Source organism: Allobosea sp. Root670 (genome assembly GCF_001429415.1).
In the GTDB taxonomy this organism is placed as follows: Bacteria; Pseudomonadota; Alphaproteobacteria; order Rhizobiales; family Beijerinckiaceae; genus Allobosea; species Allobosea robiniae.
In genome coordinates this window covers 285,571-309,027 of the sequence record NZ_LMJU01000016.1, presented here as the reverse complement: position 1 = coordinate 309,027, position 23,457 = coordinate 285,571, and the positions used below count along the sequence as shown (strand labels likewise).

16 protein-coding genes and 1 riboswitch are annotated in these 23,457 nt (G+C 66.3%); of the genes, 10 read left to right on the top strand and 6 right to left on the bottom strand.

The features are described from left to right. Positions 1 to 34: 34 nt before the first annotated feature. Together ASE61_RS16840 and ASE61_RS16835 are read left to right on the top strand one after the other, a co-directional pair. The gene (locus ASE61_RS16840; protein ID WP_082617533.1) at positions 35 to 2,074 is read left to right on the top strand and encodes an NAD(+) synthase; all 2,040 of its coding nucleotides are present in this window, start codon (positions 35 to 37) and stop codon (positions 2,072 to 2,074) included. 45 nt (positions 2,075 to 2,119) lie between these two features. Then, positions 2,120 to 2,264, top strand: a riboswitch (FMN riboswitch). A gap of 76 nt (positions 2,265 to 2,340) precedes the next feature. Continuing rightward, positions 2,341 to 2,775 (top strand): 6,7-dimethyl-8-ribityllumazine synthase, encoded by a 435-nt coding sequence (locus tag ASE61_RS16835; RefSeq protein WP_061968771.1) that lies wholly within the window; start codon positions 2,341 to 2,343, stop codon positions 2,773 to 2,775. 125 nt (positions 2,776 to 2,900) lie between these two features. Here ASE61_RS16835 and ASE61_RS16830 read toward each other — a convergent pair whose 3' ends face one another. The 4 genes from ASE61_RS16830 to ASE61_RS16815 all read right to left on the bottom strand — a co-directional run bounded on the left by ASE61_RS16830 (position 2,901) and on the right by ASE61_RS16815 (position 8,571). After that, positions 2,901 to 4,751, bottom strand: a complete 1,851-nt coding sequence (locus ASE61_RS16830) for an ABC transporter ATP-binding protein (RefSeq protein WP_091858411.1) — start codon at positions 4,749 to 4,751, stop codon at positions 2,901 to 2,903. Positions 4,752 to 4,769: 18 nt separating this feature from the next. Then, positions 4,770 to 5,711 (bottom strand): ABC transporter permease, encoded by a 942-nt coding sequence (locus ASE61_RS16825; protein ID WP_061968769.1) that lies wholly within the window; start codon positions 5,709 to 5,711, stop codon positions 4,770 to 4,772. Continuing rightward, positions 5,677 to 6,636, bottom strand: coding sequence for an ABC transporter permease (locus ASE61_RS16820; protein ID WP_061968767.1), 960 nt, complete (start codon positions 6,634 to 6,636; stop codon positions 5,677 to 5,679). The genes ASE61_RS16825 and ASE61_RS16820 overlap by 35 nt, the downstream gene beginning before the upstream one ends. A 147-nt stretch (positions 6,637 to 6,783) precedes the next feature. After that, positions 6,784 to 8,571, bottom strand: coding sequence for a peptide ABC transporter substrate-binding protein (locus ASE61_RS16815; protein ID WP_061968766.1), 1,788 nt, complete (start codon positions 8,569 to 8,571; stop codon positions 6,784 to 6,786). A 444-nt stretch (positions 8,572 to 9,015) separates the two neighbouring features. Here ASE61_RS16815 and ASE61_RS16810 point away from each other — a divergent pair, with 444 nt between their 5' ends. The 7 genes from ASE61_RS16810 (at position 9,016) to ASE61_RS16780 (ending at position 18,212) form a co-directional block, all read left to right on the top strand. Next, positions 9,016 to 9,816, top strand: coding sequence for an SDR family oxidoreductase (locus tag ASE61_RS16810; RefSeq protein WP_061968764.1), 801 nt, complete (start codon positions 9,016 to 9,018; stop codon positions 9,814 to 9,816). A 62-nt stretch (positions 9,817 to 9,878) separates the two neighbouring features. After that, positions 9,879 to 10,889 (top strand): inositol 2-dehydrogenase, encoded by a 1,011-nt coding sequence (gene iolG / locus ASE61_RS16805; RefSeq protein WP_244492885.1) that lies wholly within the window; start codon positions 9,879 to 9,881, stop codon positions 10,887 to 10,889. Then, positions 10,889 to 11,671 (top strand): inositol monophosphatase family protein, encoded by a 783-nt coding sequence (locus tag ASE61_RS16800; RefSeq protein ID WP_061968762.1) that lies wholly within the window; start codon positions 10,889 to 10,891, stop codon positions 11,669 to 11,671. The genes iolG and ASE61_RS16800 overlap by 1 nt, the downstream gene beginning before the upstream one ends. A 90-nt stretch (positions 11,672 to 11,761) precedes the next feature. Then, complete coding sequence (locus ASE61_RS16795) at positions 11,762 to 12,799, top strand: ABC transporter substrate-binding protein (protein WP_061968761.1); 1,038 nt, start codon at positions 11,762 to 11,764, stop codon at positions 12,797 to 12,799. Between the two features lie 232 nt (positions 12,800 to 13,031). Next, on the top strand, positions 13,032 to 15,239 hold the full coding sequence (locus ASE61_RS16790) for an ABC transporter permease (protein WP_061968759.1): 2,208 nt from the start codon (positions 13,032 to 13,034) through the stop codon (positions 15,237 to 15,239). Positions 15,240 to 15,254: 15 nt separating this feature from the next. Then, positions 15,255 to 16,322 (top strand): ABC transporter ATP-binding protein, encoded by a 1,068-nt coding sequence (locus ASE61_RS16785; protein WP_061968757.1) that lies wholly within the window; start codon positions 15,255 to 15,257, stop codon positions 16,320 to 16,322. A 168-nt stretch (positions 16,323 to 16,490) separates the two neighbouring features. After that, a complete protein-coding gene (locus tag ASE61_RS16780) occupies positions 16,491 to 18,212 on the top strand; it encodes a Na/Pi cotransporter family protein (RefSeq protein ID WP_061968756.1) in 1,722 nt (573 codons plus the stop codon). 9 nt (positions 18,213 to 18,221) lie between these two features. Here ASE61_RS16780 and ASE61_RS16775 read toward each other — a convergent pair whose 3' ends face one another. Next, positions 18,222 to 18,542 carry a YnfA family protein gene (locus tag ASE61_RS16775; protein ID WP_061968754.1) on the bottom strand — a complete coding sequence of 107 codons (321 nt, stop codon included), beginning with the start codon at positions 18,540 to 18,542 and terminating at the stop codon, positions 18,222 to 18,224. A gap of 195 nt (positions 18,543 to 18,737) precedes the next feature. On the opposite strand from ASE61_RS16775, the gene ASE61_RS16770 reads away from it, so the two are divergent. Continuing rightward, positions 18,738 to 19,961 carry an NAD(P)/FAD-dependent oxidoreductase gene (locus tag ASE61_RS16770; RefSeq protein WP_156407145.1) on the top strand — a complete coding sequence of 408 codons (1,224 nt, stop codon included), beginning with the start codon at positions 18,738 to 18,740 and terminating at the stop codon, positions 19,959 to 19,961. Positions 19,962 to 20,028: 67 nt separating this feature from the next. Here the strand turns inward: ASE61_RS16770 and ASE61_RS16765 are convergent, their stop codons facing one another. After that, complete coding sequence (locus ASE61_RS16765) at positions 20,029 to 23,445, bottom strand: class I SAM-dependent DNA methyltransferase (RefSeq protein ID WP_061968752.1); 3,417 nt, start codon at positions 23,443 to 23,445, stop codon at positions 20,029 to 20,031. Positions 23,446 to 23,457: the final 12 nt, after the last annotated feature.

The following is a 23,457-nucleotide window of genomic DNA, read 5'->3' as shown; positions in this document are numbered from 1 at the left end:
CCGCAACGGCAGCATCCGGCTGAACGGAGTCTCGATGAGTTTCCGCAATATCCACGCCCACGGTCTCGTCCGCATCGCCTGCGCCGCGCCACGGCTCAAGGTGGCCGATCCGGCTTTCAACGTGGCCGAGACCATCGCCATGCTGCGGCGCGCGGACGAGGGCGGTGCCTCGCTCTGCCTGTTCCCGGAGCTCGGCATCAGCGCCTATGCCATCGATGACCTGCTGCAGCAGAACGCGCTGCTCGATGCGGTCAAGGAAGCGCTGGCGCGGCTGGTTGCGGAAAGCCGCAGCCTGCGCTGCGTCGCGGTGGTGGGGGCGCCCTTGCGCGTCGAAGGGCGGCTGTTCAACTGCGCCGTCGCGATCCATCGCGGCCGCATCCTCGCCGCCGTCCCCAAGACCTATCTGCCGAACTACCGCGAATTCTACGAGCGTCGCCAGTTCGCCTCGGGCGAGAGGGCGGGGGTGCTCTATATCGATCTCTGCGGTCAGGAAGTGCCCTTCGGCACCGATATCCTGCTGACGGCCACCGATATCCCCGATCTCACCGTCCATATGGAGATCTGCGAGGATGTCTGGACGCCGATCCCGCCCTCGTCCTACGCGGCGCTTGCCGGCGCGACGCTGCTGCTCAATCTCTCCGCCTCGAACGTCACCATCGGCAAGTCGGACTGGCGCCACGCGCTGTGCAAGGCCCATTCCGGCCGCTGCATCGCGGCCTATGCCTATTCCGCCGCCGGCACCGGTGAATCGACCACCGATCTCGCCTGGGACGGGCAGGCGATGATCTATGAGAACGGCGCGCTTCTGGCCGAGGCGGAACGCTTCGCCGCCGAGCCCCAGCTCATCCTCGCCGATATCGATCTCGAGCGGCTGGCGATGGACCGCATCCGCCAGAACACCTTCGGCGACAGCGCCGATCTGCACCGCGACCGGCTCGGTTTCCGCCGCGTCGATTTCGCGCTGGAGCCGGACCGCGACCGCGATCTCGGGCTCGCCCGCGAGGTCGAGCGCTTTCCCTTCGTGCCGAGCGACGATGCCCGGCTGAACGAGCTCTGCTTCGAGGCCTACAACATCCAGTCGCACGGCCTGCGCAAGCGGCTGGAAAGCACGCGGCTCGACAAGGTGGTGATCGGCATTTCCGGCGGTCTCGATTCCACCCAGGCGCTGCTCGTCGCGGCCCATACCTTCGACGCGCTCGGGCTGCCCCGCGAGAACATCCTCGCCTATACGCTGCCGGCCTTCGCCACCAGCAAGGACACCAAGGACAATGCCTGGCGTCTGATGCGGGCGCTCGGCGTCAGCGCCGAGGAGATCGACATGACGCCGGCCTGCCGGCAGATGCTGGTCGATATCGGCCATCCCTTCGCCAAGGGCGAGCCGGTCTACGATATCACCTTCGAGAACGTGCAGGCCGGCGCGCGCACCTCCGTACTCTTCCGCCTGGCCAACCGGCACAATGGCCTGGTGATGGGCACCGGCGATCTCTCGGAGCTGGCGCTCGGCTGGTGCACCTATGGCGTCGGCGATCACATGTCGCATTACAATGTCAACGGCTCGGTACCGAAGACGCTGATCCAGCACCTGATCCGCTGGGTCGCGCAATCCGGCCGCTTCGGGACGGAGGCCTCGGATGTCATGCTCGACATTCTCGCGACCGAGATCTCGCCGGAGCTGGTGCCCGGCGACGGCGACAAGCCCGCGCAGAAGACCGAGGACTTCGTCGGCCCCTATGCGCTGCAGGACTTCAACCTGTTCTACACGACGCGCTACGGCTTCCGCCCGAGCAAGATCGCCTTCCTCTCGGAACGGGCCTGGCGCGATGCCGGGGCCGGGGACTGGCCGCCGAACATGGAGGCGGCCAAGCGCGTCGCCTATGACCTGCCGGTGATCAAGCGCTGGCTCGGCGTCTTCATCCGCCGCTTCTTCGAGACCAGCCAGTTCAAGCGCTCGGCCGTGCCGAACGGGCCGAAGGTCTCCTCCGGCGGGTCGCTCTCGCCGCGCGGCGACTGGCGTGCGCCCAGCGATGCGTCCGCTGCCCCGTGGCTGAAGGACTGGGAGCGGATTCCGGATTGAACGCCGGGGGCTCTTGTCGCCTTCTCCGCGAACGTATTACCGTGACCGCGTTCTCAGGGCGGGGCGGAATTCCCCACCGGCGGTATGCGGCCTCGGCCGCGAGCCCGCGAGCGCCCTCCTTGCGGAGGGGTCAGCAGATCAGGTGCGAGGCCTGAGCCGACGGTCACAGTCCGGATGAAAGAGAACGTGTCGCCGTCCGTGCATCCCTGCGCGGCGCTGGCCCGTGATCGCCTTGGGTGACGTGTCTGTCGCGAAAGGAGATCACCATGACACTCGCCCGCTATGCCTTCGTCAAAGCCGCCTGGCACGCCGATATCGTCGATCAGGCGCTCAAGGGCTTTTGCGAGGTTATTCCCGCCGACCAGGTCGATGTGTTCGACGTGCCCGGCGCGTTCGAGATGCCGCTGCTGGCCCGCGATCTCGCTGCCAGCGGTCGCTACGCCGCGGTTGCTGCGGCGGCGCTGGTCGTCGACGGGGGCATCTACCGTCACGAATTCGTGGCGCAGGCCGTGGTCGACGGCCTGATGCGTGCGGGCCTGGACACAGGCGTGCCGGTGCTGTCGGTCTCGCTGACCCCGCATCATTACCGCGAGGGCGCGCATCACGGTGAGATCTATCGGGCGCATTTCGTCACGAAGGGGCGGGAAGCCGCGGAGGCGGCGCTGATGATCGGGCGGACGCGCGCCCGCCTTGCCGCCTGATCTCGATCGGAAGCCTGCCTGGTCTCGCCTCGTCGAGGGCAGTCTGTTCCTGGCCTGATCATGCCGGCCCGACGAAAAAGCCCGCGGCTTGCGCCGCGGGCCGATTGTTTCGAGCTTCGGAAGGCTCAGGCCGCGATCGCGGCCGGATCCTTCTTCTCCCACTCCTCGCCCCAGATCATCACGGCATGGCCGGGAGAGACCTCGCGATACTGGCGCACCGGCGGGACATAGTCGGGCGCGCGGACCGGGCTCTTGATCTCGTCGTTCGAGACCGGGCGCTTCTGCAGGCGCCGGGCCGGATCGGCGATCGGCACCGCCGCCAGCAGCCGCTTGGTATAGGGGTGCTGCGGGTTCTGGAAGATCGCCTCGCGCGGGCCGATCTCGACGATCTCGCCGAGATACATCACCGCGACGCGATGGCTGACGCGCTCCACCACCGCCATGTCGTGCGAGATGAAGAGATAGCCCAGCCCCATGCGCGCCTGCAGGTCGAGCATCAGGTTGACCACCTGGGCCTTGACCGAGACGTCGAGCGCCGAGACCGCCTCGTCCGCCACGATCAGGCGCGGCTCGACGGCGAGTGCGCGCGCGATGCAGATGCGCTGGCGCTGGCCGCCCGAGAACTCGTGCGGGAAGCGGTTGGCCATGTCCGGCAGCAGACCGACGCGCTTGAGTAGGTCGGCGACCTTGTCGCGCGCTTCCGAGCGGCTGGCGAGGTTGTTGATCAGCAGCGGCTCGGCGATCGCGGTGCCCACGTTCATGCGCGGGTTCAGCGAGGCGAAGGGGTCCTGGAAGATCATCTGCATGCGCTTGCGCTGCTCGCGCAGGTCATGCTGGTTGAGCTTGAGGACGTCGACGCCGTCGAGCAGGACCGAGCCTTCGAGCGGCTCGATCAGCCGCATCACGGAACGGCCGGTGGTCGACTTGCCGCAGCCTGATTCGCCGACCAGCGCCAGCGTCTCGCCGGCCTTGAGGCTGAAGGAGACGTTCTCGACCGCGTGCACGCGCCCCTTGACCGAGGAGAGCAGCCCGCCGCGGATCTCGAAGCGGGTCGTCAGCCCGGCGACCTCGAGCACGGGGCGTTCGGCCGCCTTGACGGTGTCGGGCGTCTCGGTCGGCACGTCCGACTCGCCGGTATTGCGGTCGACGACCGGGAAGCGCATCGGGCGGCCCTTGCCGATCATCGAGCCGAGCTTCGGCACGGCCGAGATCAGCGCCTTGGTATAGGGCTTCTTCGGGCTGGCGAAGATGTCCTCGGTCGCGCCGGTTTCGACCTCGTCGCCGTTGTACATCACGACCGTGCGGTCGGCGATCTCGGCGACGACGCCCATGTCGTGGGTGATGAAGAGGACGGACATGCCCTCCTCGTCCTGCAGCGTCTTGATCAGCTCCAGGGTCTGCGCCTGGATGGTCACGTCGAGCGCGGTGGTCGGCTCGTCGGCGATCAGGAGCTTGGGCTTGCAGGCGAGCGCCATCGCGATCATCACGCGCTGGCGCATGCCGCCCGAGAAGCGGTGCGGATACTCGTGGAAGCGAGACTTTGCCGCGGGAATGCGGACCTTCTCCAGCAGGCGGACCGTCTCGGCCTCAGCCTCCGAACGCGACAGGCCGCGATGCAGGATCAGCGCTTCCGCGATCTGGAAGCCGATGGTCAGCACCGGGTTGAGCGAGGTCATCGGCTCCTGGAAGATCATCGCGATCTCGTTGCCGCGGATATGGCGCATCTCCGCATCCGGCAGCGTCAGCAGTTCCTTGCCGTTGAGCTTGACTGAGCCTTCGATCCTGCTCGACTGCGGCGGGGTCAGGCGCATGATCGACAGCGCGGTCACGCTCTTGCCGGAGCCGGATTCGCCGACGACGGCCAGCGTCTCCTTCGGCTTGATGTCGAAGGAGAGGTTGCGGACGACCGACTTCCATTGGCCTTCGACCCGGAAGGAGGTCGTGAGGTTCGAGACGGTCAGGATCGGTGAGGTCATGTCTAGCCCTTCGCTGGATTAGATGACGCGGCGCGGGTCGAGCGCATCGCGCAGGCCGTCGCCGATGAAGTTGATCGAGAGCACGGTAAGGAAGATCGCGGCGCCTGGGAACAGGGCCCAGTGCGGCGCGGTGTCGAGCTGGTCCTTGGCGTCGAACAGAAGCCGGCCCCAGGTCGGGATGTCCGGTGGGAAGCCGAGACCGAGGAAGGACAGCGTCGATTCGGCGATGATGGCCGAGGACACCTCGATCGTCGAGGCGACGATGACCGGGCCGACCGCGTTCGGCAGGATATGCCGGAACATCTGGCGCATCTTGGTCGCGCCCTGGGCGCGGGCGGCCTCCACGAATTCCTTTTCGCGCAGCGACAGGAACTGCGCGCGCACCAGGCGCGCCACCGGCATCCAGCGCAGGCCGCCGATGACGACGACGATCAGCACGAAGACACCGCCTTCGACGCCGAACACGGCTTTGAGCTGCTCGCGGAACAGATAGATGATCAGCAGCAGCAGCGGCAGTTGCGGCAGCGACAGGAACAGGTCCGTCACCCACATCAGGATCGGGTCGGCATATTTGCGCGACATGCCCGCCAGCGCGCCGATCAGCACGCCGACGATCGTTGCCACGATCATCGCCGCGAGGCCGACGGCGAGCGAGATGCGTCCGCCATACATCATCCGCGCCAGGATATCCTGGCCGAGATCGTCGGTCCCGAGCGGGTGCGCCCAGGACGGACCCTGGAGCTGCGCCGAGAAGTCGATGTCGTTGATCGCCACCGGCCACAGCCAGGGGCCGACGATGACGCCCAGCACGAGCAGGCCGAGCACGAAGGTGCTCGCCATGGCCAGGCGGTGGCGGCGAAAGCGGCGCCAGGTCTCGCGCCCGGGCGAGACCGAGACCTGGCTCACGGCAGCGCCCGCAGCCGGATCAGCTGAAGGAGATGCGAGGGTCGAGCCAGCCATAAAGAATATCCGCGATGAGGTTGAAAAGAACGACCAGGCAGGAGAACACGAAGGTCACCGCCATGATGACCGGCGTGTCGTTGGCCAGGATAGCGTCGATCAGCAGCGATCCGATGCCCGGCACGCGAAAGATCTGCTCGGTGACCAGCGCGCCGCCGAACACGGCGGGCATCTGCAGCGCGACCAGCGTCACGACCGGGATCAGCGCGTTGCGCGTGATGTGCCGGATCGTGACCCGGCGCTCGCTCAGGCCCTTGGCGCGCGCCGTCGTGACGTAGTCGAGCCGGATGACGTCGAGCACGGCCGAGCGGACATAGCGCGTATAGGAAGCCGCCTGGAACAGGCCGAGCACGGTGATTGGCATGATCGCCTGGCGGAACATCTCCCAATACCAGCGCCAGCCCGTGGCGGCGATGTCGGAGCGATAGACGAAGGGGAACCAGTCGAGCGTGACCGAGAAGATCAGGATGAAGAGCAGGCCGGTGAAGAAGGTCGGCAGGGAGAAGCCGACGAAGGCCAGCGTATTGGCGATCTGGTCGAAAACCGAATAGGGCCGCGTCGCCGCGTAGATGCCGACAGGCAGCGCGACGCACAGCGCCAGGATCTGGGACGACCCGACGACGAACAGAGTGGTCGGCAAACGCTGCAGGATCAGATCGTCGACATTGATGCGGCTGGCGAAGGAGAAGCCCCAGTCGCCCTGGGCCATGTTCGACAGCCAGCGCAGGTAGCGCACCATGATCGGGTCGTTGAGGCCGAAGCTGGCGCGCAGCGCCTCGCGCACCTCAGGCGGAACGTTCGGATTCGTCGCCATTTCCGAAAACGGATCGCCTGGCGCCAGCGCCAGGATGGTGAACAGAATCACGCTGATGCCAAGCAAACTTGGAATGGCGATCAAGAGCCGCCTGATAAGATATGTCGCCATGAAATAGTCTCTGTGCGCGCGGCACGTCCGCGGACTGGTGTTGATGACGGCCGGCCCGCCCCTGTGGCTGGTGGAGCCGCAGGAGCGGGCCGGCGCGCCTGTCGCCCCTCACGACAGCCGAAGCTGCCGTGAGGGGGAATCGGGGACTTAGCTACGATACCAGGCCGCGATGTTCCAGCTGTCGACGTCCCAGCCGCTATGATCGTGCGACAGGTTGTTGAGCGACGCCGCGATGCGGGTGCGCGACAGGATCGGCAGGATGACGTTGGCCTCGCAGAAGATCTCGTTGACCTTGATCAGGTAGGCCGCCCGCTTGGCCGGGTCGAGTTCCTTCTGCGCGGCCTTGTAGGCCTCGTCGGCAGCTGGGTCCGAGTAGCGCGAGACGTTGCGGCCCAGCCACTTGTTCTCCTTGGTCGCGATCTCCCAGGAGGTGAACTGGTTGAGGAAGCGCTCCGGATCGGGCTGCGGCTGCGTCGTCGTATACATCTCCATGTCGGTATAGAGCTTGGTGTAGGTGTCGGGGTTGGCTACGTCCGACGAGAAGAACACCGAGGCCGTGACCGACTTCAGCTCCAGATCGATGCCGGCGCGCTGGCAGGCCTGCTTGATGATGGCCTGGGTCTTCTGGCGCGGGGCATTGATCGAGGTCTGGTAGACGTACTTCAGCTTCTTACCGTCCTTTTCACGGATGCCGTCGGAACCCTTCTTCCAGCCGGCGTCGTCGAGGATCTTGTTGGCCTTCTCGATGTTGAACTCGTATTTGAGCTTGGTCGACTTGAACTGCTTGGGCTCGTTGACGAAGCTCGCCGTGGCGGTGCCGCCGCGGCCATAGATGAACTTCTGGATCGAATCGCGGTCGATCAGCAGGTTGATCGCCTGGCGCACGGCCGGGTCGGTCAGGGTCGGGTGCTTGGTCTTGACGCTCGAGCGCTCGCCGTCGACCTCGGTCCACGGGTCGGTCGTGTTCAGGATGATGAACTCGATATCGCCCGAGGGGACGGCGCTGATCTTGCCGCGTCCGCCGGTCTCCATGCGCTTGAGGACCTCATCCTCGACCTGCAGGTTCCAGGCATAGTCGTATTCGCCGGTCTGGAGCACGGCACGGGCCGCCGAAACTGCGTCACCGCCGCCCTTGACCTCGATCGTGTCGAAATGCGGCTGGTTCTTGACGTGATAGTCGGCGTTGCGCTCGCCGGTCAGGATGTCACCCGGCTTGAACTCGGCGAACTTGTAGGGGCCGGTGCCGACGGGCTTCAGGTTGGCCGGGGCCTCGCGCGACTTGGCGCCCTTGTACTCGCCGAAGAGATGCTTCGGGATGATCATGCCGGCGACGCCGACGAAGGGGTCGGCCCAGAACGGGGTCGCTTCCTTGAAGATCACCTTGAAGGTGTGGGTGTCGACCTTCTCGACCGTGATGTCCTTGTAGGAGCCGGTGGTGTAGGCGGCGGTCGCCGGGTCGGCGGCGTATTCCCAGGTGAAGACGGCGTCGTCGGCGGTCAGCGGCTTGCCGTCATGCCATTTCACGCCCTGCTTCAGCTTCCAGGTCACGGTCTTGCCGTCGGCGGAAAGACCGCCATTGGCCTTGCTCGGGATCTCGGCGGCGAGCTGCGGGAAGAGGTTGCCTTCCTTGTCCCAGCCGGCGAGCGGCTCGTAGAAGATGCGCGACGCGATCTGGTCCTTGGTGCCCGAGGCGAAATGCGGGTTGAGCAGGGTCGGGGCCTGCCACAGCAGCATCTTCAGCGGGCCACCGCCGCCGGCCTTGGTCGGCTTGTATTGCAGCGTGGCATTCGCCATCGCGACGTCGTTCCAGATCAGGATCTGGGTTGCGAGCGGCGCGGCAATGCCGACGGCCGCCATTTTCTGCATGAAGGACCGGCGCGACAGCGTGCCTTCCTTCACATCCGCGACCAGGCCGCGGATTTCCTGCTCTTTCATCGAATAGCCTCCACCTTCAAACAAAATTCATCCCCGGCGCCTTCGCACCGTGTTCTCGTTGATCGGCGCAGCAAGGCATGTGCCAACGAAAGCGTCAACTGTGCGGCGCAGGGCAGATGCGCGTTTGCCGCGAGGGTAAGAGTTTCTTGACGGCGATCATTGCATGAATATGTCGAATTTTATTCACAGAACGCAATATTATGCCGATCGCCCTCTGAAGACGACAGTTTTCTTTCCGTTGAGAAGGAGCCGTCTTCCGCGTTTCGTGAAGCCGGCCGTCCTCGTCCCCGTCGATGTCGTCATCCTGTGCAGCGGCGCTGCGCGTGTTTTTGACAAGGCGGGGCCTCGCGTCGTCTTGACTCGCTTATGCCAAGAATGGAATGTTTATTCCAACTAGCGGGATGTTTAAAAAATTCCTGCCGTTTCGCTTCGGGAGGCGGGTCGTTGTCGCAAGCCGGTTCGTTCAGCCGTGATCTCCACGGCAAGGTCGCTGTCGTCACTGGCGGCAGCCAGGGCCTGGGCGAGGCGATTGCCCGCGAATTCGCGGAACGCGGTGCGCGGGGGCTGTTGCTGACCGGGCGCAATGCGGCGCGCGGCGAGGCTGTCGCGGAAAGCCTGCGCGCGGCGGGCTGCGAGGCCCGTTTCCATCAGGTCGACCTCGCCGATCTCGATGCCGTCCGGCAGGTCGTGCCGGCGGCCGGGCAGGCCTTCGGCCATCTCGACATTCTCGTGAACGCCGCTGGCGACACCGATCGCGGCACGATCTTCGATACCTCGCCCGCGCTCTACGAGCGCATCATGGCGGTGAACCTGCGCGCGCCCTTCTTCCTGATTCAGGATGCGGCGGACCTGATGCGCCGGCAGGATATCCCGGGCGCCATCGTCAATATCCAGTCGATGTCGGCCCATGGCGGTCAGCCTTTCCTCTCCGCCTACAGCGTCTCGAAGGCGGCCTTGGCCGCGCTGACGAAGAATGCGGCCTATGGGCTCTTGAAGCACCGCATTCGGGTCAACGGCCTCAATATCGGCTGGATGGCGACGCCGGGCGAGGACGCGATCATGAAGCTGCGCCATGACGCCAGGGACGGCTGGCTGGAGGAGGCGAATGCCTCCCAGCCCTTCGGCCGCCTGATCGATCCGCGCGAGGTCGCCAAGGCGGTCGCCTATCTCGCCTCGGCGGAATCCGGTCTGATGACCGGCTCGAATATCGATTTCGACCAGACCATTATGGGTGCGCACGACTAGCCGCCGGATTTCGCTGCGGCGTACCGGCCGCATGACTGCCTTTAAGAGACGCGACGACGGGAATGACGAAGACCATGAAGATCGGATTGCTGGGCGCCGGCCGTATCGGGCGCATCCATGGGCTGAACGTCGCCGCGCGCGGCGATGCCGAGCTGGTCGCCGTCACCGACGCGATGCCGGAGGCCGCCGCGTCGATCGCCGCCGCGACAGGTGCCAAGGCCACGAGCACCGAGGCGATCCTTGCGGATGCCGCGATCGATGCCGTGCTGATCTGCACGCCGACCGATACCCATGCCGACCTGATCGAGCAGGCCGTTTCCGCCGGCAAGGCCGTGTTCTGCGAGAAGCCGGTCGATCTCGACGCCACCCGCATCCACCGCTGCCTCACCACGGTGGAAAAATCCGGAAAGCCGCTGATGATCGGCTTCAACCGCCGCTTCGACCCGAATTTCGCGGCGCTGGAGAAGCGTCTGCGCGCGGGTGAGGCCGGCGCGATCGAGATCGTCACGGTGATCTCGCGCGATCCCGCGCCGCCGCCGGTCGATTACGTCAAGCGCTCGGGCGGGCTGTTCCGCGACATGATGATCCATGATTTCGACATGGCGCGCTTCCTGCTGGCCGAGGAGCCGGTCGAGGTCTTCGCGCTCGGCTCCGCCCTCGTCGACAAGGCGATCGGCGAGGCCGGCGATGTCGACACCGCTGCCGTCGTCATGAAGACGGCTTCGGGCCGGATCGCCCAGATCTCGAATTCGCGCCGCGCCACCTATGGCTATGACCAGCGCATCGAGGTCCACGGCTCCAAGGGCATGCTGCGCGCCGGCAACATCCACGAGACGACGGTCGAGATCGCGACCGGGCAGGGCTTCCGCGCCGATCCCGTGCAGAACTTCTTCCTGGAGCGCTATGCCGCGGCCTATCGCGCCGAGCTCGACGCGTTCATCGCCGCCTGCCAGGGCAAGGCAGCGGCCTCGCCGACCGGTCTCGACGGCCTGAAGGCGCAGATCCTGGCCGATGCGGCGACCGAATCCGCGCAGACCGGCAAGCCCGTCCGCGTCGATCTCGGGGGTAAGTGATGACGCCGGCCGAGCGCGACCTGCGCTATTATGCGGCCCTCGGCCTCGCGGCCGAGGCGAGCCATCTGGCGCTGGGCTATTTCATCAAGCGTGAATCCCTCGGCATCACCATGAAGGGTGCGCAGGACTGGCTGACCGTCGCCGACGGCAAGGTCGAGGATTTCCTGCGCCGCCGCCTCTCGGAGCTCTTCCCGCAGGATACGGTGATCGGCGAGGAGGGCGGCGGCGAGGCCTCCGACGCGGTCTGGATTCTCGATCCGATCGACGGCACCGCGAATTTCGCCCATGGCGACCGCAACTGGTGCATCTCCATCGGCTTCCTGGCCAATCGCAAGCCGGAGATCGGCGTCGTCACGGCCCCGGCCTTGGGTGAGGTCTATGCCGCCCGCCGCGGTGCCGGCGCGACGCTCAACGGCGATCCGATCAAGGTGTCCGGCGCGGCTGATATCGCCCGCGCCTCGGTCGAGCTGGGCTGGTCGACCCGCGTGCGGGCCGCGAACTACCTCAAGGTGATCGAGCGCGGCTACACGGCAGGCGCCGCGATGAAACGGGGCGGCTCGGGCACGCTCGGCCTCTGCCATGTCGCCAATGGCTCGAGCGACGCCTATGCCGAGCTCCATATCAACGCCTGGGACGTCGCTGCCGGCATCGTCATCGCAAGCGAAGCGGGCGCCCGGATCAATGATTTCTTCGCCGGCGAGGGGATCGCCAAGGGCAATCCGATCCTGTGCTGCACCCCGGAACTGGCACCGGTGCTGAAGGAGATCACCGGAATCGTTTAGCCAGCACGATATTCAATTGATCTTTCGGCGAAGTCATCACAGCTTCGTCGCAAGCGGCAAAAAACAAAAGATCCGATCAGGGAGGTTCATATGCAGTCGAAATCCTGGCTCAAGGCGGGGCTTTTCGCCGCGCTCGCAACGGCGGCCTTCGCCGCCACCCCGGCCCGCGCTCAGGGGTCGCTCGTCATGTATTGCGGCGTCCAGGAGGAGTGGTGCCGCGCCATGTCGAACGCCTTCGAGAAGGAGACCGGCATCAAGGTCGCGATGACCCGCAAGTCGGCCGGCGAGATCTATGCCCAGCTCAAGGCGGAATCCTCCAATCCGCGCGGTGATATCTGGTGGGGCGGCACCGGCGATCCGCATCTCCAGGCGGCGGAGGAGGGGCTGACCCAGGAGTATGAATCGCCGAAGAACAAGGAGCTTCATCCCTGGGCGCTCGACCAGTGGAAGGCCGCCAAGCAGCGCTCGGTCGGCATCTATGCCGGCGCGCTCGGCTTCGGCTTCAACACCGAGCAGATCAAGGCCAAGGGCATCCCCGAGCCGAAATGCTGGGCCGACCTGCTCAACGCCAAGCTGAAGGACGACGTTCAGGTCGCCGATCCCAATTCGTCCGGTACCGCCTATAACCTGCTCGCCACCGTCGTGCAGCTGATGGGCGAGGACAAGGGCTTCGAGTACCTCAAGGCCCTCCACAAGAACATCAGCCAGTACACCAAGTCGGGCGCGGCGCCGGCCAAGGCCGCGAGCCTCGGCGAGACCGCCGTCGGCATCGTCTTCATCCATGACGCGGTGGTCTTCGCCGTGCAGGGCGACCCGATCAAGCCGGTCGCGCCTTGCGAGGGCACGGGCTACGAGATCGGCTCGATGTCGATCGTCAAGGGCGCGCGCAATCTCGACAACGCCAAGAAGTTCTATGACTGGGCGCTGACCCCGGCCGCGCAGGCTCTGGCAGCTCCGGCGAAGTCCTATCAGGTGCCGTCGAACAAGGCCTCGCCGGTGCCGGCGCAGTCGCCGAAGATGGATCAGATGAAGCTGATCAACTACGACTTCGTGAAATACGGCTCCTCGGCCGAGCGCAATCGCCTGCTCGCCAAGTGGGACAAGGAAGTCAAGGCGCTGCCGAAGTAAGGCTGCGTTCCTCCGGCTTGTTTCCCGGGCAACCTCGGAAACACGCCGTCATCCCGGGCTTGACCCGGGATCCATGCCTGAACCTCCGTCGGATACGCTCCGGCATGGATCCCGGATCTCCGCTTCGCTGCGTCCGGGATGACGCTGGTGGTTCGGGTGCAGGGTAAAGGCTGGGCCGTGAAAGCCGGGGCAACCGGTTCGGACCGACAAGGAATGTGAGGGCAGGGCAACCATGGCGCCAGCGACGAGACTCGTGCTGCTGATCGGCTGGCTCGGCTATGCGCTGATGCCCTGGTATCTCGTCGAGGGCATGAGCCTGACGAACTGGGCCTGGCTCGCCGAATATCCGTTCGGCAAGGCGGGCAGCGCGCTGGCGCTTTCCCTTTCCGGCCAGGCGCCCTGGCTCCTGCCGGTCGGCATTGCGCTCGCGGCTGCGACGATGTTCTGGGGCAGCGCTGACCGCCAGCGTACGGCGACCGTGCTGGTCTGGGCCGGCCTTCTCGGCATGGTCCTGTTCTTCGCCCAGGCCTTCTCGATCGTGCTGAAGGACCAGGGCATTTCCTGGCTTGCAGCCTTGCTCGGCGGCGCAGGTGCCTCGCAACGCGGCATCGGCGGCGGTGCCTTCCTGACGCTTCTGTCGCTGCTCTTCCTGCTCTGCCACGGGCTGGCCTATCGCGGCGTCTGCCGCGGCGACCTCTTCACGACCTCGACGATCGGCCTCGTTGTCCTGCTGATCGGCATCTTCATCTTCTTCCCGGTCGCGATCATCCTGAAGAGCGCGCTGGTCGACCAGAACGGCGCCTTCGCGCCCGCGGCATTCTTCGAGCGCTTCCTCGATTCCTCGATCTGGGGGCTGGGCTGCCTCAGTGCCAACGTCAATTGCGGCGTCGCCTGGAACACGCTGGTCCTGGCCGTGCTCTGCGGCGTCATCACCACGCTTCTCGGCCTCGCCTGCGCGCTGTTGATCCTGCGCACCGGCATGCCCGGCAAGCGCGTCATGCGCGCCCTGACCGTGCTGCCGATCATCACGCCGCCCTTCGTCATCGGCCTCGCGCTGATCCTGCTCTTCGGCCGCGCCGGCGCGGTCTCGACCGTTCTCTACGAATGGTTCGACATCCCGCGCTCGCGCTGGCTTTACGGCCTGCCTGGCGTCTTGCTGGCGCAGGTGCTGGCCTTCGCGCCGATCGCCTTCCTCGTCCTGATCGGCGTCGTGCAGGGCATCTCGCCCAGCCTGGAGGAGGCCTCGCAGACGCTCGGTGCCAAGCGCTGGCAGACCTTCCGCACCGTGACCTGGCCGCTGCTCAGGCCCGGCATCGCCAATGCCTTCCTGCTCGGCTTCGTCGAGAGCATGGCCGATTTCGGCAATCCGCTGGTGCTCGGTGGCAATTTCGAGGTGCTTTCGACCAAGATCTTCTTCGCGGTGGTCGGCGCCTCCTACAACCAGGGGCAGGCGGCGGTTCTCGCCATCGTGCTGCTCGCCTTCACGCTCGGCGCCTTCTGGGTGCAGCAGCGCTGGCTCGGCGACAAATCCTACACGACGGTCACCGGCAAGGGCGATGCCGGGCTGCCGACGCCGCTGCCGCGTCGCATCACCTGGCTCTCTGCGGCCGTGATCGTGCCCTGGGTCGCGCTGACCGTGGTGATCTACATCGTCATCCTGGTCGGCGGCTTCGTCCGCAACATGGGCCGCGACTACACCCCGACCCTGCAGCACTACATCACCGGCTTCGCCATCGATTTCAGCGACGGCATCTATTTCCAGGGCTCGGCCTGGTCGTCCTTCTTCACCACGGTGAAGGTGGCGGCGATCTCGGCACCGCTGACGGCGGTGATCGGCCTGCTCACCGCCTATCTGCTGACGCGCCAGCGTTTCCGCGGCCGGGCCGGGCTCGAATTCGCGACGATGCTCTCCTTCGCCATTCCCGGCACGGTGCTCGGCGTCGCCTATATCCTGGCCTTCAACGTGCCGCCGGTGGAGATCACCGGTACTGGCCTGATCCTCGTCATCGCCTTCGTCTTCCGCAACATGCCGGTCGGCGTGCGCTCCGGCATTGCCGGCCTCTCGCAGATCGACAAGAGCCTGGACGAGGCCTCGACCACGTTGCGCGCCCGCAGCTTCACCACGCTCTGGCGCGTGGTGCTGCCCCTGCTCAAGCCGGCGTTGGTCTCGGCGCTGGTCTACTCGTTCGTGCGCTCGATGACGGCGGTCAGCGCCGTGATCTTCCTGGTCTCGGCCGAATACAACCTCTCCACCGCCTATATCGTCGGGCGCGTCGAGGCCGGCGAGTTCGGCCTCGCCATCGCCTATTCCTCGGTGCTGATCGTCTTCATGGCGCTCGGCATCGTCCTCATCCAGTTCTTCGTCGGCGAGCGCAAGCTCGGCCGGCGTGGCCGCACCGCCACGATTGCCGCCCCGGCGCCCGCTCCCGCGATCGGATAAGGATAAAGACTCAAGATGGCCAAGGCCGGACCCGCTTCCGTCGAATTCCGCAACGTCTCGATGCGCTATGGCGCGGTGACGGCGGTCGACAACATCAATTTCACCATCGAAGCCGGCAAGCTCGTGACCCTGCTCGGTCCCTCCGGCTGCGGCAAGACCACGACCCTGCGCATGATCGCAGGCCTCGAGATCGCCAGCGACGGCCAGATCCTGATTGGCGGCAAGGACGTCACCAAGCTCTCGGCTGCCGATCGCGACGTCTCGATGGTGTTCCAGTCCTATGCGCTCTTCCCGCATATGAGCGTGCTCGACAACGCCGCCTACGGTCCGACCGTGAAGGGCCTCGGCAAGGAGCAGTCGAAGCAGATGGCGCTGGAGAAGCTGGCGCTGGTCGGCCTCAAGGGATTCGAGAACCGTTACCCGTCAGAGCTCTCGGGCGGCCAGCAGCAGCGCGTCGCGGTGGCGCGTGCCCTCGTGCTGGAGCCGCAGGTGCTGCTCTTCGACGAGCCGCTCTCCAATCTCGATGCCAAGCTGCGCCGCCGCGTCCGCGAGGAAATCCGCGAATTGCAGCAGGACCTCAACCTGACCGTGGCCTATGTCACCCATGATCAGGAGGAGGCGCTCGCCGTCTCCGACCGCATCATCGTAATGTCGAATGCCCGGATCGCGCAGGAAGGCGCGCCGCGCGACCTCTACGAGCAGCCCTCCAACGCTTTCGTCGCCGACTTCATTGGCGATGCGAATCTGATCGACGTCACGGTGAAGGCTGTGACTGACGATCGCGCCGATGTCGCGATCGGCTCCGCCACGGTCACCCTGCCGGCGCGCGGCATCGGGCCGGGATCCGCCAAGGTCGCGATCCGGCCGGAGGCTTTGCTGCTGGGCGAGCCGGGGCTGGGCGGTTCGCTGCCGGGCACGATCCGCAAATGCGCCTATCTCGGCAACCATCTCGACATCATGGTCGAGAGCGAGGTCGGTGAGCTCTTCGTCGTGCAATATGGCGGGCGTGAGATGCTGACGCCCGGTACCGCGGTCTCGGTTTCCTTCGCCAAATCCGGCGTGACGCTGATTCCGCCAGCCTGAGTGCCGACGAAAACCAGGCATCTCCCTTCGTGGAGCCACCAGGGCTGAAAGTGCCGCCCAAATATCAGCACTTTCAGTGTGTATTTCTGTTGAGTTGGCTAATCAAAAATTGATAGATTTGGCCGAAGATCAACGCCTGAATCGGGGAAAGACCGCACGAAAATGGCCATGGGCGAGAGCGCTACCAATATCCTGATCCACCTTGCCGGCGGCGTCGCGCTGCTGATCTGGGCGGTCAGGCTGGTGCGAACCGGCGCTATGCGCGCCTTCGGCTCGCAGCTTAGGCAGGCGCTGCAGAGTTTCACGCGCAATCGCTTCGCCGCTTTCGGCAGCGGCGTTGCCGTGACCATGGTGCTGCAGAGCTCGACGGCGACGACGCTGCTCGTCTCCTCCTTCGCCGGTCAGGCGCTGATCGTGCCGGCCATGGCGCTGGCCGTCCTGCTCGGTGCCAATCTCGGCACGGCGCTCGCGGCCTTCGTCATCTCGATGGACCTGGGCTGGCTCTGGGGGCTCTGCGTCGCCATCGGCGTCGCCATGTATCTCTCCAGCGAGGCGATGGAGCGCCCGCGCAATATCGGCCGCGTGCTGGTCGGCATCGGTCTGATCCTGCTCTCGCTGATCGAGCTCAACGCCGCCGCCGCCCCGCTGGCGCAGTCGCCGACCTTCCGCGTCGTCCTCAGCGCCATGGGTTCCGAGCCGCTGCTCGGCATCCTCGCCGCCATCGCCGCGACCTGGCTCGTCCATTCCAGCATCGCCATCATCCTGCTCGTCGCGACCTTCGCGGCGTCGGGCCTGTTCCCGCCGGCGACGGCGCTCACCCTGGTCATCGGCGCCAATCTCGGCAATGCCGTGATCCCGGTGCTCGACCAGCTCGGCGCGCCCGCTGCCCAGCGCCGTGCCGCCGTCGGCAACCTGCTGACGCGCCTGATCCTGGCTCTCGCGGTGCTGCCCTTCGTCGGCCCGCTTTCGACCTGGCTCATCGGCTTCTCCTCGTCCGAGGCCCGGCTCGCCATCGAGTTCCATGTCGTGCTCAACGTTGTCGGCGCGCTGGTCTTCCTGCCCTTCGTCGGGCCGATTTCAGGCCTGGTCGAGCGCTTCATGCCCGGCAAGCAGGACAAGGCCGAAGCGGTGACGCCGCGCTATCTCGATCCCAACGCGCTCGACAGCCCGACCGAGGCGCTTGCCGGCGCGATGCGCGAGGCGCTGCGCCTCGGCGATCGCGTCGAGGCCATGCTGCGCGATACCATGACACTGCTGGAGAAGGACGAGCTCAAGCTCTCGCGCGCCATCGCCCAGGCGGATGACGGCGTCGACACCATTCACGAGTCGATCAAGCTCTATCTGGTCAAGGTCTCGCGCAACGAGTTGTCCGAGGAGGAAAGCCGGCGCCTGTTCGAGATCATCACCCTGATCACCAATCTCGAGCATATCGGCGACGTCATCGACAAGAACCTGCGCGAGCTTGCCGAGAAGAAGATCCGCAAGCGCTACTCGTTCTCGCCGGAGGGCCTGGCCGAGATCCGCGATTTCCATCATCGCGTCGCCTCCGCGCTGGCACTGGCGCTCAACGTCTTCGCGACGCGCGATCTCGATCTCGCCCGCCAGCTCTTCGCCGACAAGGCGGCGATGCGCGATGCCGAGCGGCGCGCCACCGACAGCCATTTCCAGCGCCTGCGCTCGGGCAGGTCGGAATCGATCGAGACCAGCGCGATCCATCTCGACATCATCCGCGATCTCAAGCGCATCCACGGCCATATCGTCTCGATCGCCTATCCGATCCTGGAGAGCGCCAACGAGTTGCGCGAGAGCCGTCTGCGCGAGACGAAGGCCGCCGCCGAGCAGCGCGAGATGCCGACCGTGCTCATTCCCGCCGCGCATTCGGGCGGTTGAAGCTCTCCATCAGCGCGGCGCCGCCAGTATGATCGCGGCGCCAGCGAGGCAGATGATGCCGCCGGTCAGATCCCAGCGATCCGGCCTGATGCCTTCCACCGCCCAGAGCCAGCCGAGCGAGGCGGCGATATAGACCCCGCCATAGGCGGCGAAGGCGCGCCCTGCCGCCGCGCTCTCGACCAGCGTCAGGAGCCAGGCGAAGAGCCCGAGCGAGAATAGTCCCGGCACCAGCCACCAGATCGGCTTGCCAAGCCTGAGCCAGCCCCAGAAGGCGAAGCAACCGGCGATCTCGAAGAGCGCGGCGCCGATATAGGCGGCGATGGTCGGCATCGATTTGATGTTCTGGGCAGTTTCCGCTCTGAGGCGGGTAGGGTAGTGCATCGAAGCGAATGAAACACATCGTCATTCCGGACAAGCCGCGTTCGCGGCACCGATCCGGAAACCATCGAAAGGCGATGCGCTCTATGATGGATTCCGGGTCTGCGCTTCGCTACGCCCGGAACGACGGCATCGGCCTTGGAGTGCATCGTGCAAACGCGTGAAATCGCCATCATCGGCGCTGGCCCGGCCGGCCTCATGGCTGCCGAGCGGCTGGCGAGCGCCGGGCATCGCGTCACGGTCTACGAGCGCATGGCCTCGCCCGCCCGCAAGTTCCTGCTCGCCGGGCGCGGAGGCCTGAACCTCACCCATTCCGAGCCGCTGGACGCCTTTCTCGGGCGCTACCGCGAGGCGGGCGACTGGCTGGAACCGGCCCTGCGCGCCTTCCCGCCGCAGGCTCTGCGCGACTGGGCCGACGAGCTCGGTGCGGAGACCTTCATCGGCTCCAGCGGCCGTGTATTTCCGCGTGCAATGAAGGCTTCGCCGCTGCTGCGCGCCTGGCTCGGCCGGCTCGACGGATTAGGCGTTCGGCTCGCCTCTGGTCGGCTCTGGACCGGCTGGGATACCGATGGAGCCCTGATGTTCCGCCTCGCGAACGGTGAAGCCGAGACGATCCGCCCCGATGCGACGCTATTGGCGCTGGGCGGCGCGAGCTGGCCGCGGCTCGGTTCCGACGGTGGCTGGGTGCCGCTGCTGGCGGCACGCGATGTCGCGGTCTCGCCGCTCCGGCCTGCCAATGGCGGCTTCACGGTCGCCTGGTCGCCGCAGATGAAGGAGCGCTTCGTCGGCCAGCCGTTGAAGCGGATCGTCATCCGTTGCGCCGGCGAGCAAGCCGCGGGCGAGGCGATGATCGATGCCGATGGCATCGAGGGCGGTGCGATCTATGCGCTGTCGGCAACGATCCGCGAGGAGATCCGGCGCGATGGCGCCGCCACGATCGATATCGACCTGCGCCCCGATCTCTCGGCCTTGGAGCTCGCCACTCGCCTCGCGAAGCGGCGCAAGGGCGAGACGCTTAGCAATCACCTGCGCAAGGCTGCGGGCCTCGCACCGGTCGCCATCGCCCTGCTGCGGGACGCGGCCGGCGCAACCCTCCCGGCCGAGCCGGATGCGCTGGCGGCACTGATCAAGGCAGCGCCGCTGCGCCTTGGCGCTCCCATGCCGATCGCGCGTGCCATTTCGACGGCCGGCGGCATCATCAGTGACGAATGCGATGGCGGCTTCATGCTGAAACGCCTGCCGGGTATCTTCGCGGCCGGGGAGATGCTGGACTGGGAGGCGCCGACCGGCGGTTATCTGCTCCAGGCGAGCTTCGCGACGGGCGTCGCGGCTGCCTCCGGCATCGAAGCCTGGCTGGCCGGCCGGGCCTGAACCTGTGCTGGTCGGCCTCGCGTCCCCGCATCGGTCGACGCGGGCGGAGCCGGCCTGAAGTTTCCGCTCATCCCGTGCCGGTCAGTCGTCGCGCGAAGCTCTGTCCGCCATCGAGGGTCGAGATCTCCCCGACCCGCGCCAGCGAAACCAGGATGTCGCGGATCGCGCGTTCCACCTTGAGGCCCTGGCGGAAGCGCGCCGCGATCGCCCGTGCATCGATCGGCGCCGCGTTCCCCGCCAGTGCCGCGAGTACGGCGGCGACCCGCTCCACGGCCTCGGCCGGAAAGACGGGCTTGCCGGCGGCGGCCGATAGCGGTTCCGGCAGCAGCGTGTCGATCTGCTCGCCGACTTTGGCCGGGGCGCCGAAGCGCGGACGCTGATAGTCCGGCCGGAGCCAGCGCACCAACCCTTGAGCCTCCTCCTGCGCGCGTTGCCGATTGAGGGCGACGAGCCGGGCCAGCACCTCTTCCTCGCCGAGCTCGGCCGGCCAGCCATAGGCTGCGGCCACGGCGGTATCGATCGCCTTGTGGTGTTCGTCGAGGATCATGACGAGGCCGCGATCGCGGATATCCGCCTCCGCAGCCGTCAGCGCGTAGCCGGCGTGGAGCGCCTCGCGCACATTGTAGAGCTTGGTCAGCGTCAGGTCGGGATGTTCCGTCAGAACCTGTTTGCGCAGGGCATCGAGCGCTTCCGCCGGGCGGCGGATCGCTTCGCGTTGATGCTCGGTCGCATCGGGGAAGGGGAATGGGTCGAAGCAGCGGGATTTCACATAGACCGCATCGCGTTCGTAGACGCCGCGTTTGCCGGCGCTGGCCAGGTACCAGGTCTCGTGGATGCGGGATGACAGGACGCCGAGCGTGTGCGCATCGGAGAGGGCGACCGCCAGGATCTTGTTGTCCGGCAGGATCGAGGCATCGAGGAACTGAAAGATGCGGTGCTTGGCGGTTTCGACCGTGGCGATATAGCGCTGGAGAGGAGCGAGGGCTGGGCGGATCTCGTCGCGCGTTCGGCCGAAGAGCCACCACCTTGCCTTGATATCGGCATCCCTGTTGCGATCCCGCTCCGCTTTCACGGTGCGAAGCAGATGTTGATAGACCTCGGGATAATGTTCCCGAACTTCATCGGGCTGGAGTCCGTACAGATCGATGGCCATGGCGCCACGCGGGCGAGCCATCAGATCCCGGCCATTGCGGTAGGTTTGGATATGCTTCTCCAGCCCGGCTCTGCGGCCGAGACCCAGCATCTGCGCTTCCTCCTGCGACACGAGGAAGCCCTTCCCGAACAGCATCATGCCGCGCGAGCTGAGTCCGCTATTGGCCTGAAGCCCCGAGGCTTGAGCAGTGTCGGCACCGATCGTGAGGTCAGAATTGACCCGTCCCTCGCTCTCCCGCAGTTCGATCTGGGGCTGGTCGGTGTCGAGTTCGGCTTCGGACAGGACCGTGCAGAGCTTGCCCTCATGATAACCCGCTTGCGCGACCGTCATCGCGATCCGGACGGCGGCGGTGTCCCGCCCGGCCTTCGTCCAGGGATGATCCGGAATCGCCATGACGATCGAGAGCGGTCGCTTGCCGCCGAGATGCCGCTCGACCGTCCGGCGCTGGAAAAGCTGGGTGATCGAGTTCGTGGTGACGAAACCGAAGCGGCGCAGGCGCGTGCCCGGCCGCGTCAGCAGTTCGGCGGCATGGTCCCACCAGTACATCACGAAATCGGCGCTCTCGTTCATCTGCGGATGGGCGGCCCAGAGCGCTTCGGCATAGACGGTCCCGAGGCGAGTCCGCAGGTCCTTGCCGCCGATGAAGGGCGGGTTGCCGACGATGAACTCGGTCTCCGGCCATTCCGGCCGCCGCGGGTTCGGCAGGACTTCATGGCCGTCGCGCCAGTGCGGAAGCGGCCAGCCGTCCCAGCTCAGCGCCGCATCCTGCTTGTAGATATGGTCGAGCTTTTCGAGGATAGGCTCGCGCGGCGCGTGGGCACGCGTGCGGAAATGCCATTGCAGATGGCCGATCCAGAGGACGAGATCGGCGATGGCGACCGCCCTGCGATTGGTCTCCAGGCCCAGGAATTGATGCGGCCCGACCTGATGGGTCGCGAAACCGGAAAGCTCCTCGTTGCGGCCGAGTTCGCTGGCGGCGTCGAGAACCTCTCCTTCCAGCTTTTTCATAAGCTCTTGTGAAACGTGCAGAAAATTCCCCGTCCCGCAGGCCGGATCGAGAATTCGCGTGGTGCAGAGCGTCTCGTGGAAGTCCTCGACCAGCGCGAGCGCCCGCCGGGTATCGCTGCCATCGCGGGCCTGCTGCGCTGCGCCGAGGACCGCGCGCCAGTCGTCGCGCAGCGGCCCGATCACCGTCTCGACGACCAGCCGCTCGACATAGGCGCGCGGCGTGTAATGTGCGCCGAGCCGGGCTCGCTCCTGCGGATCGAGCGCCTGCTCCAGCAGCGTCCCGAAGATCGCCGGCTCGACCTCCTTCCAGTCGTGCTCGGCCGCGGCCAGCAACTCGCCGATCTCCTCGCGGCCGAGCGGAAAGACCCGGGCATCCTCATAGAGCTTGCCGTTGAAGCGCTTCATGCGCTCGCGCACGGAGGTCGAATATTCGCCCTTGTCCATCGCCTGCCACAGTTCCGAGACCAGCGGCAGGAAGGAATCCGGCGCGTCGCGGCACTCGCGCAGCAGGGCCTTGAAGGCGTCCTTGCGGATCAGCCCGACATCCTCGGCGAACATCGTGAACAGGCAGCGCATCAGGAACAGCGCGACCTCCTCCGGGTCATGCGCGCGCTCCAGCACCCGGGAGACGGCGGCCAGCCGCTCGGCGATGGCGCGGGTGACGCGGGCGGCGTGGCGGGCGGGGTCGAGCGCCAGCGGTTCGGTCCAGATCGCCGCGAGGCGCTGGCGCAGGCCCGCATCGCGTAGGTCGTCGAGATAGACGCGATAGTTCTGGCGGTCGGGGAACTGAACGTAGTTCTTACCCTGCCCGGTGAAGTCGGCGTAGAATTCGAAGCAATGCCCGACATCGCAGACGATCAGGAAGGACGGCCAGCCATGGCTCGCCGGCAGCGCCTTGGCATAGTCTTCCGCCTGGCGCCTGGCATTGAGCATCAGCACGTCCCAGGCGCGATCGGCCCCGCGCCGGCCGCGCGGTCCGGCCGGCTCGGCGAAGGGCAGGGCGCCTTGCGCCGGCAGGACCTCCTTGGCCTGCCCCTTGAGGCGGCTCTGCTTGGCTTCGAGGACGAAGGCGCCTTTCCGGTAGAGGTCGATGCGCCCGGTGCTGTGCCCGCCCAGCCCATCCGGAAATCGCACGGGATATTCGAAGCGATAGGTCACGGCATCGGAATCGCTCGTCGGCGGCTGCGGCGGCTCGACCCCGATCAGCCCGCAGAACTCGCTGAGGAACTGGGCATAGGCCGCCCGCTCCGCACCTTCCGAGAGGCGCCAGCGGGCGATGAAGGCTTCGACCGCCGCCTCGGCTTCGGACCCGCCCCCCGACATGGTCCATCTCCA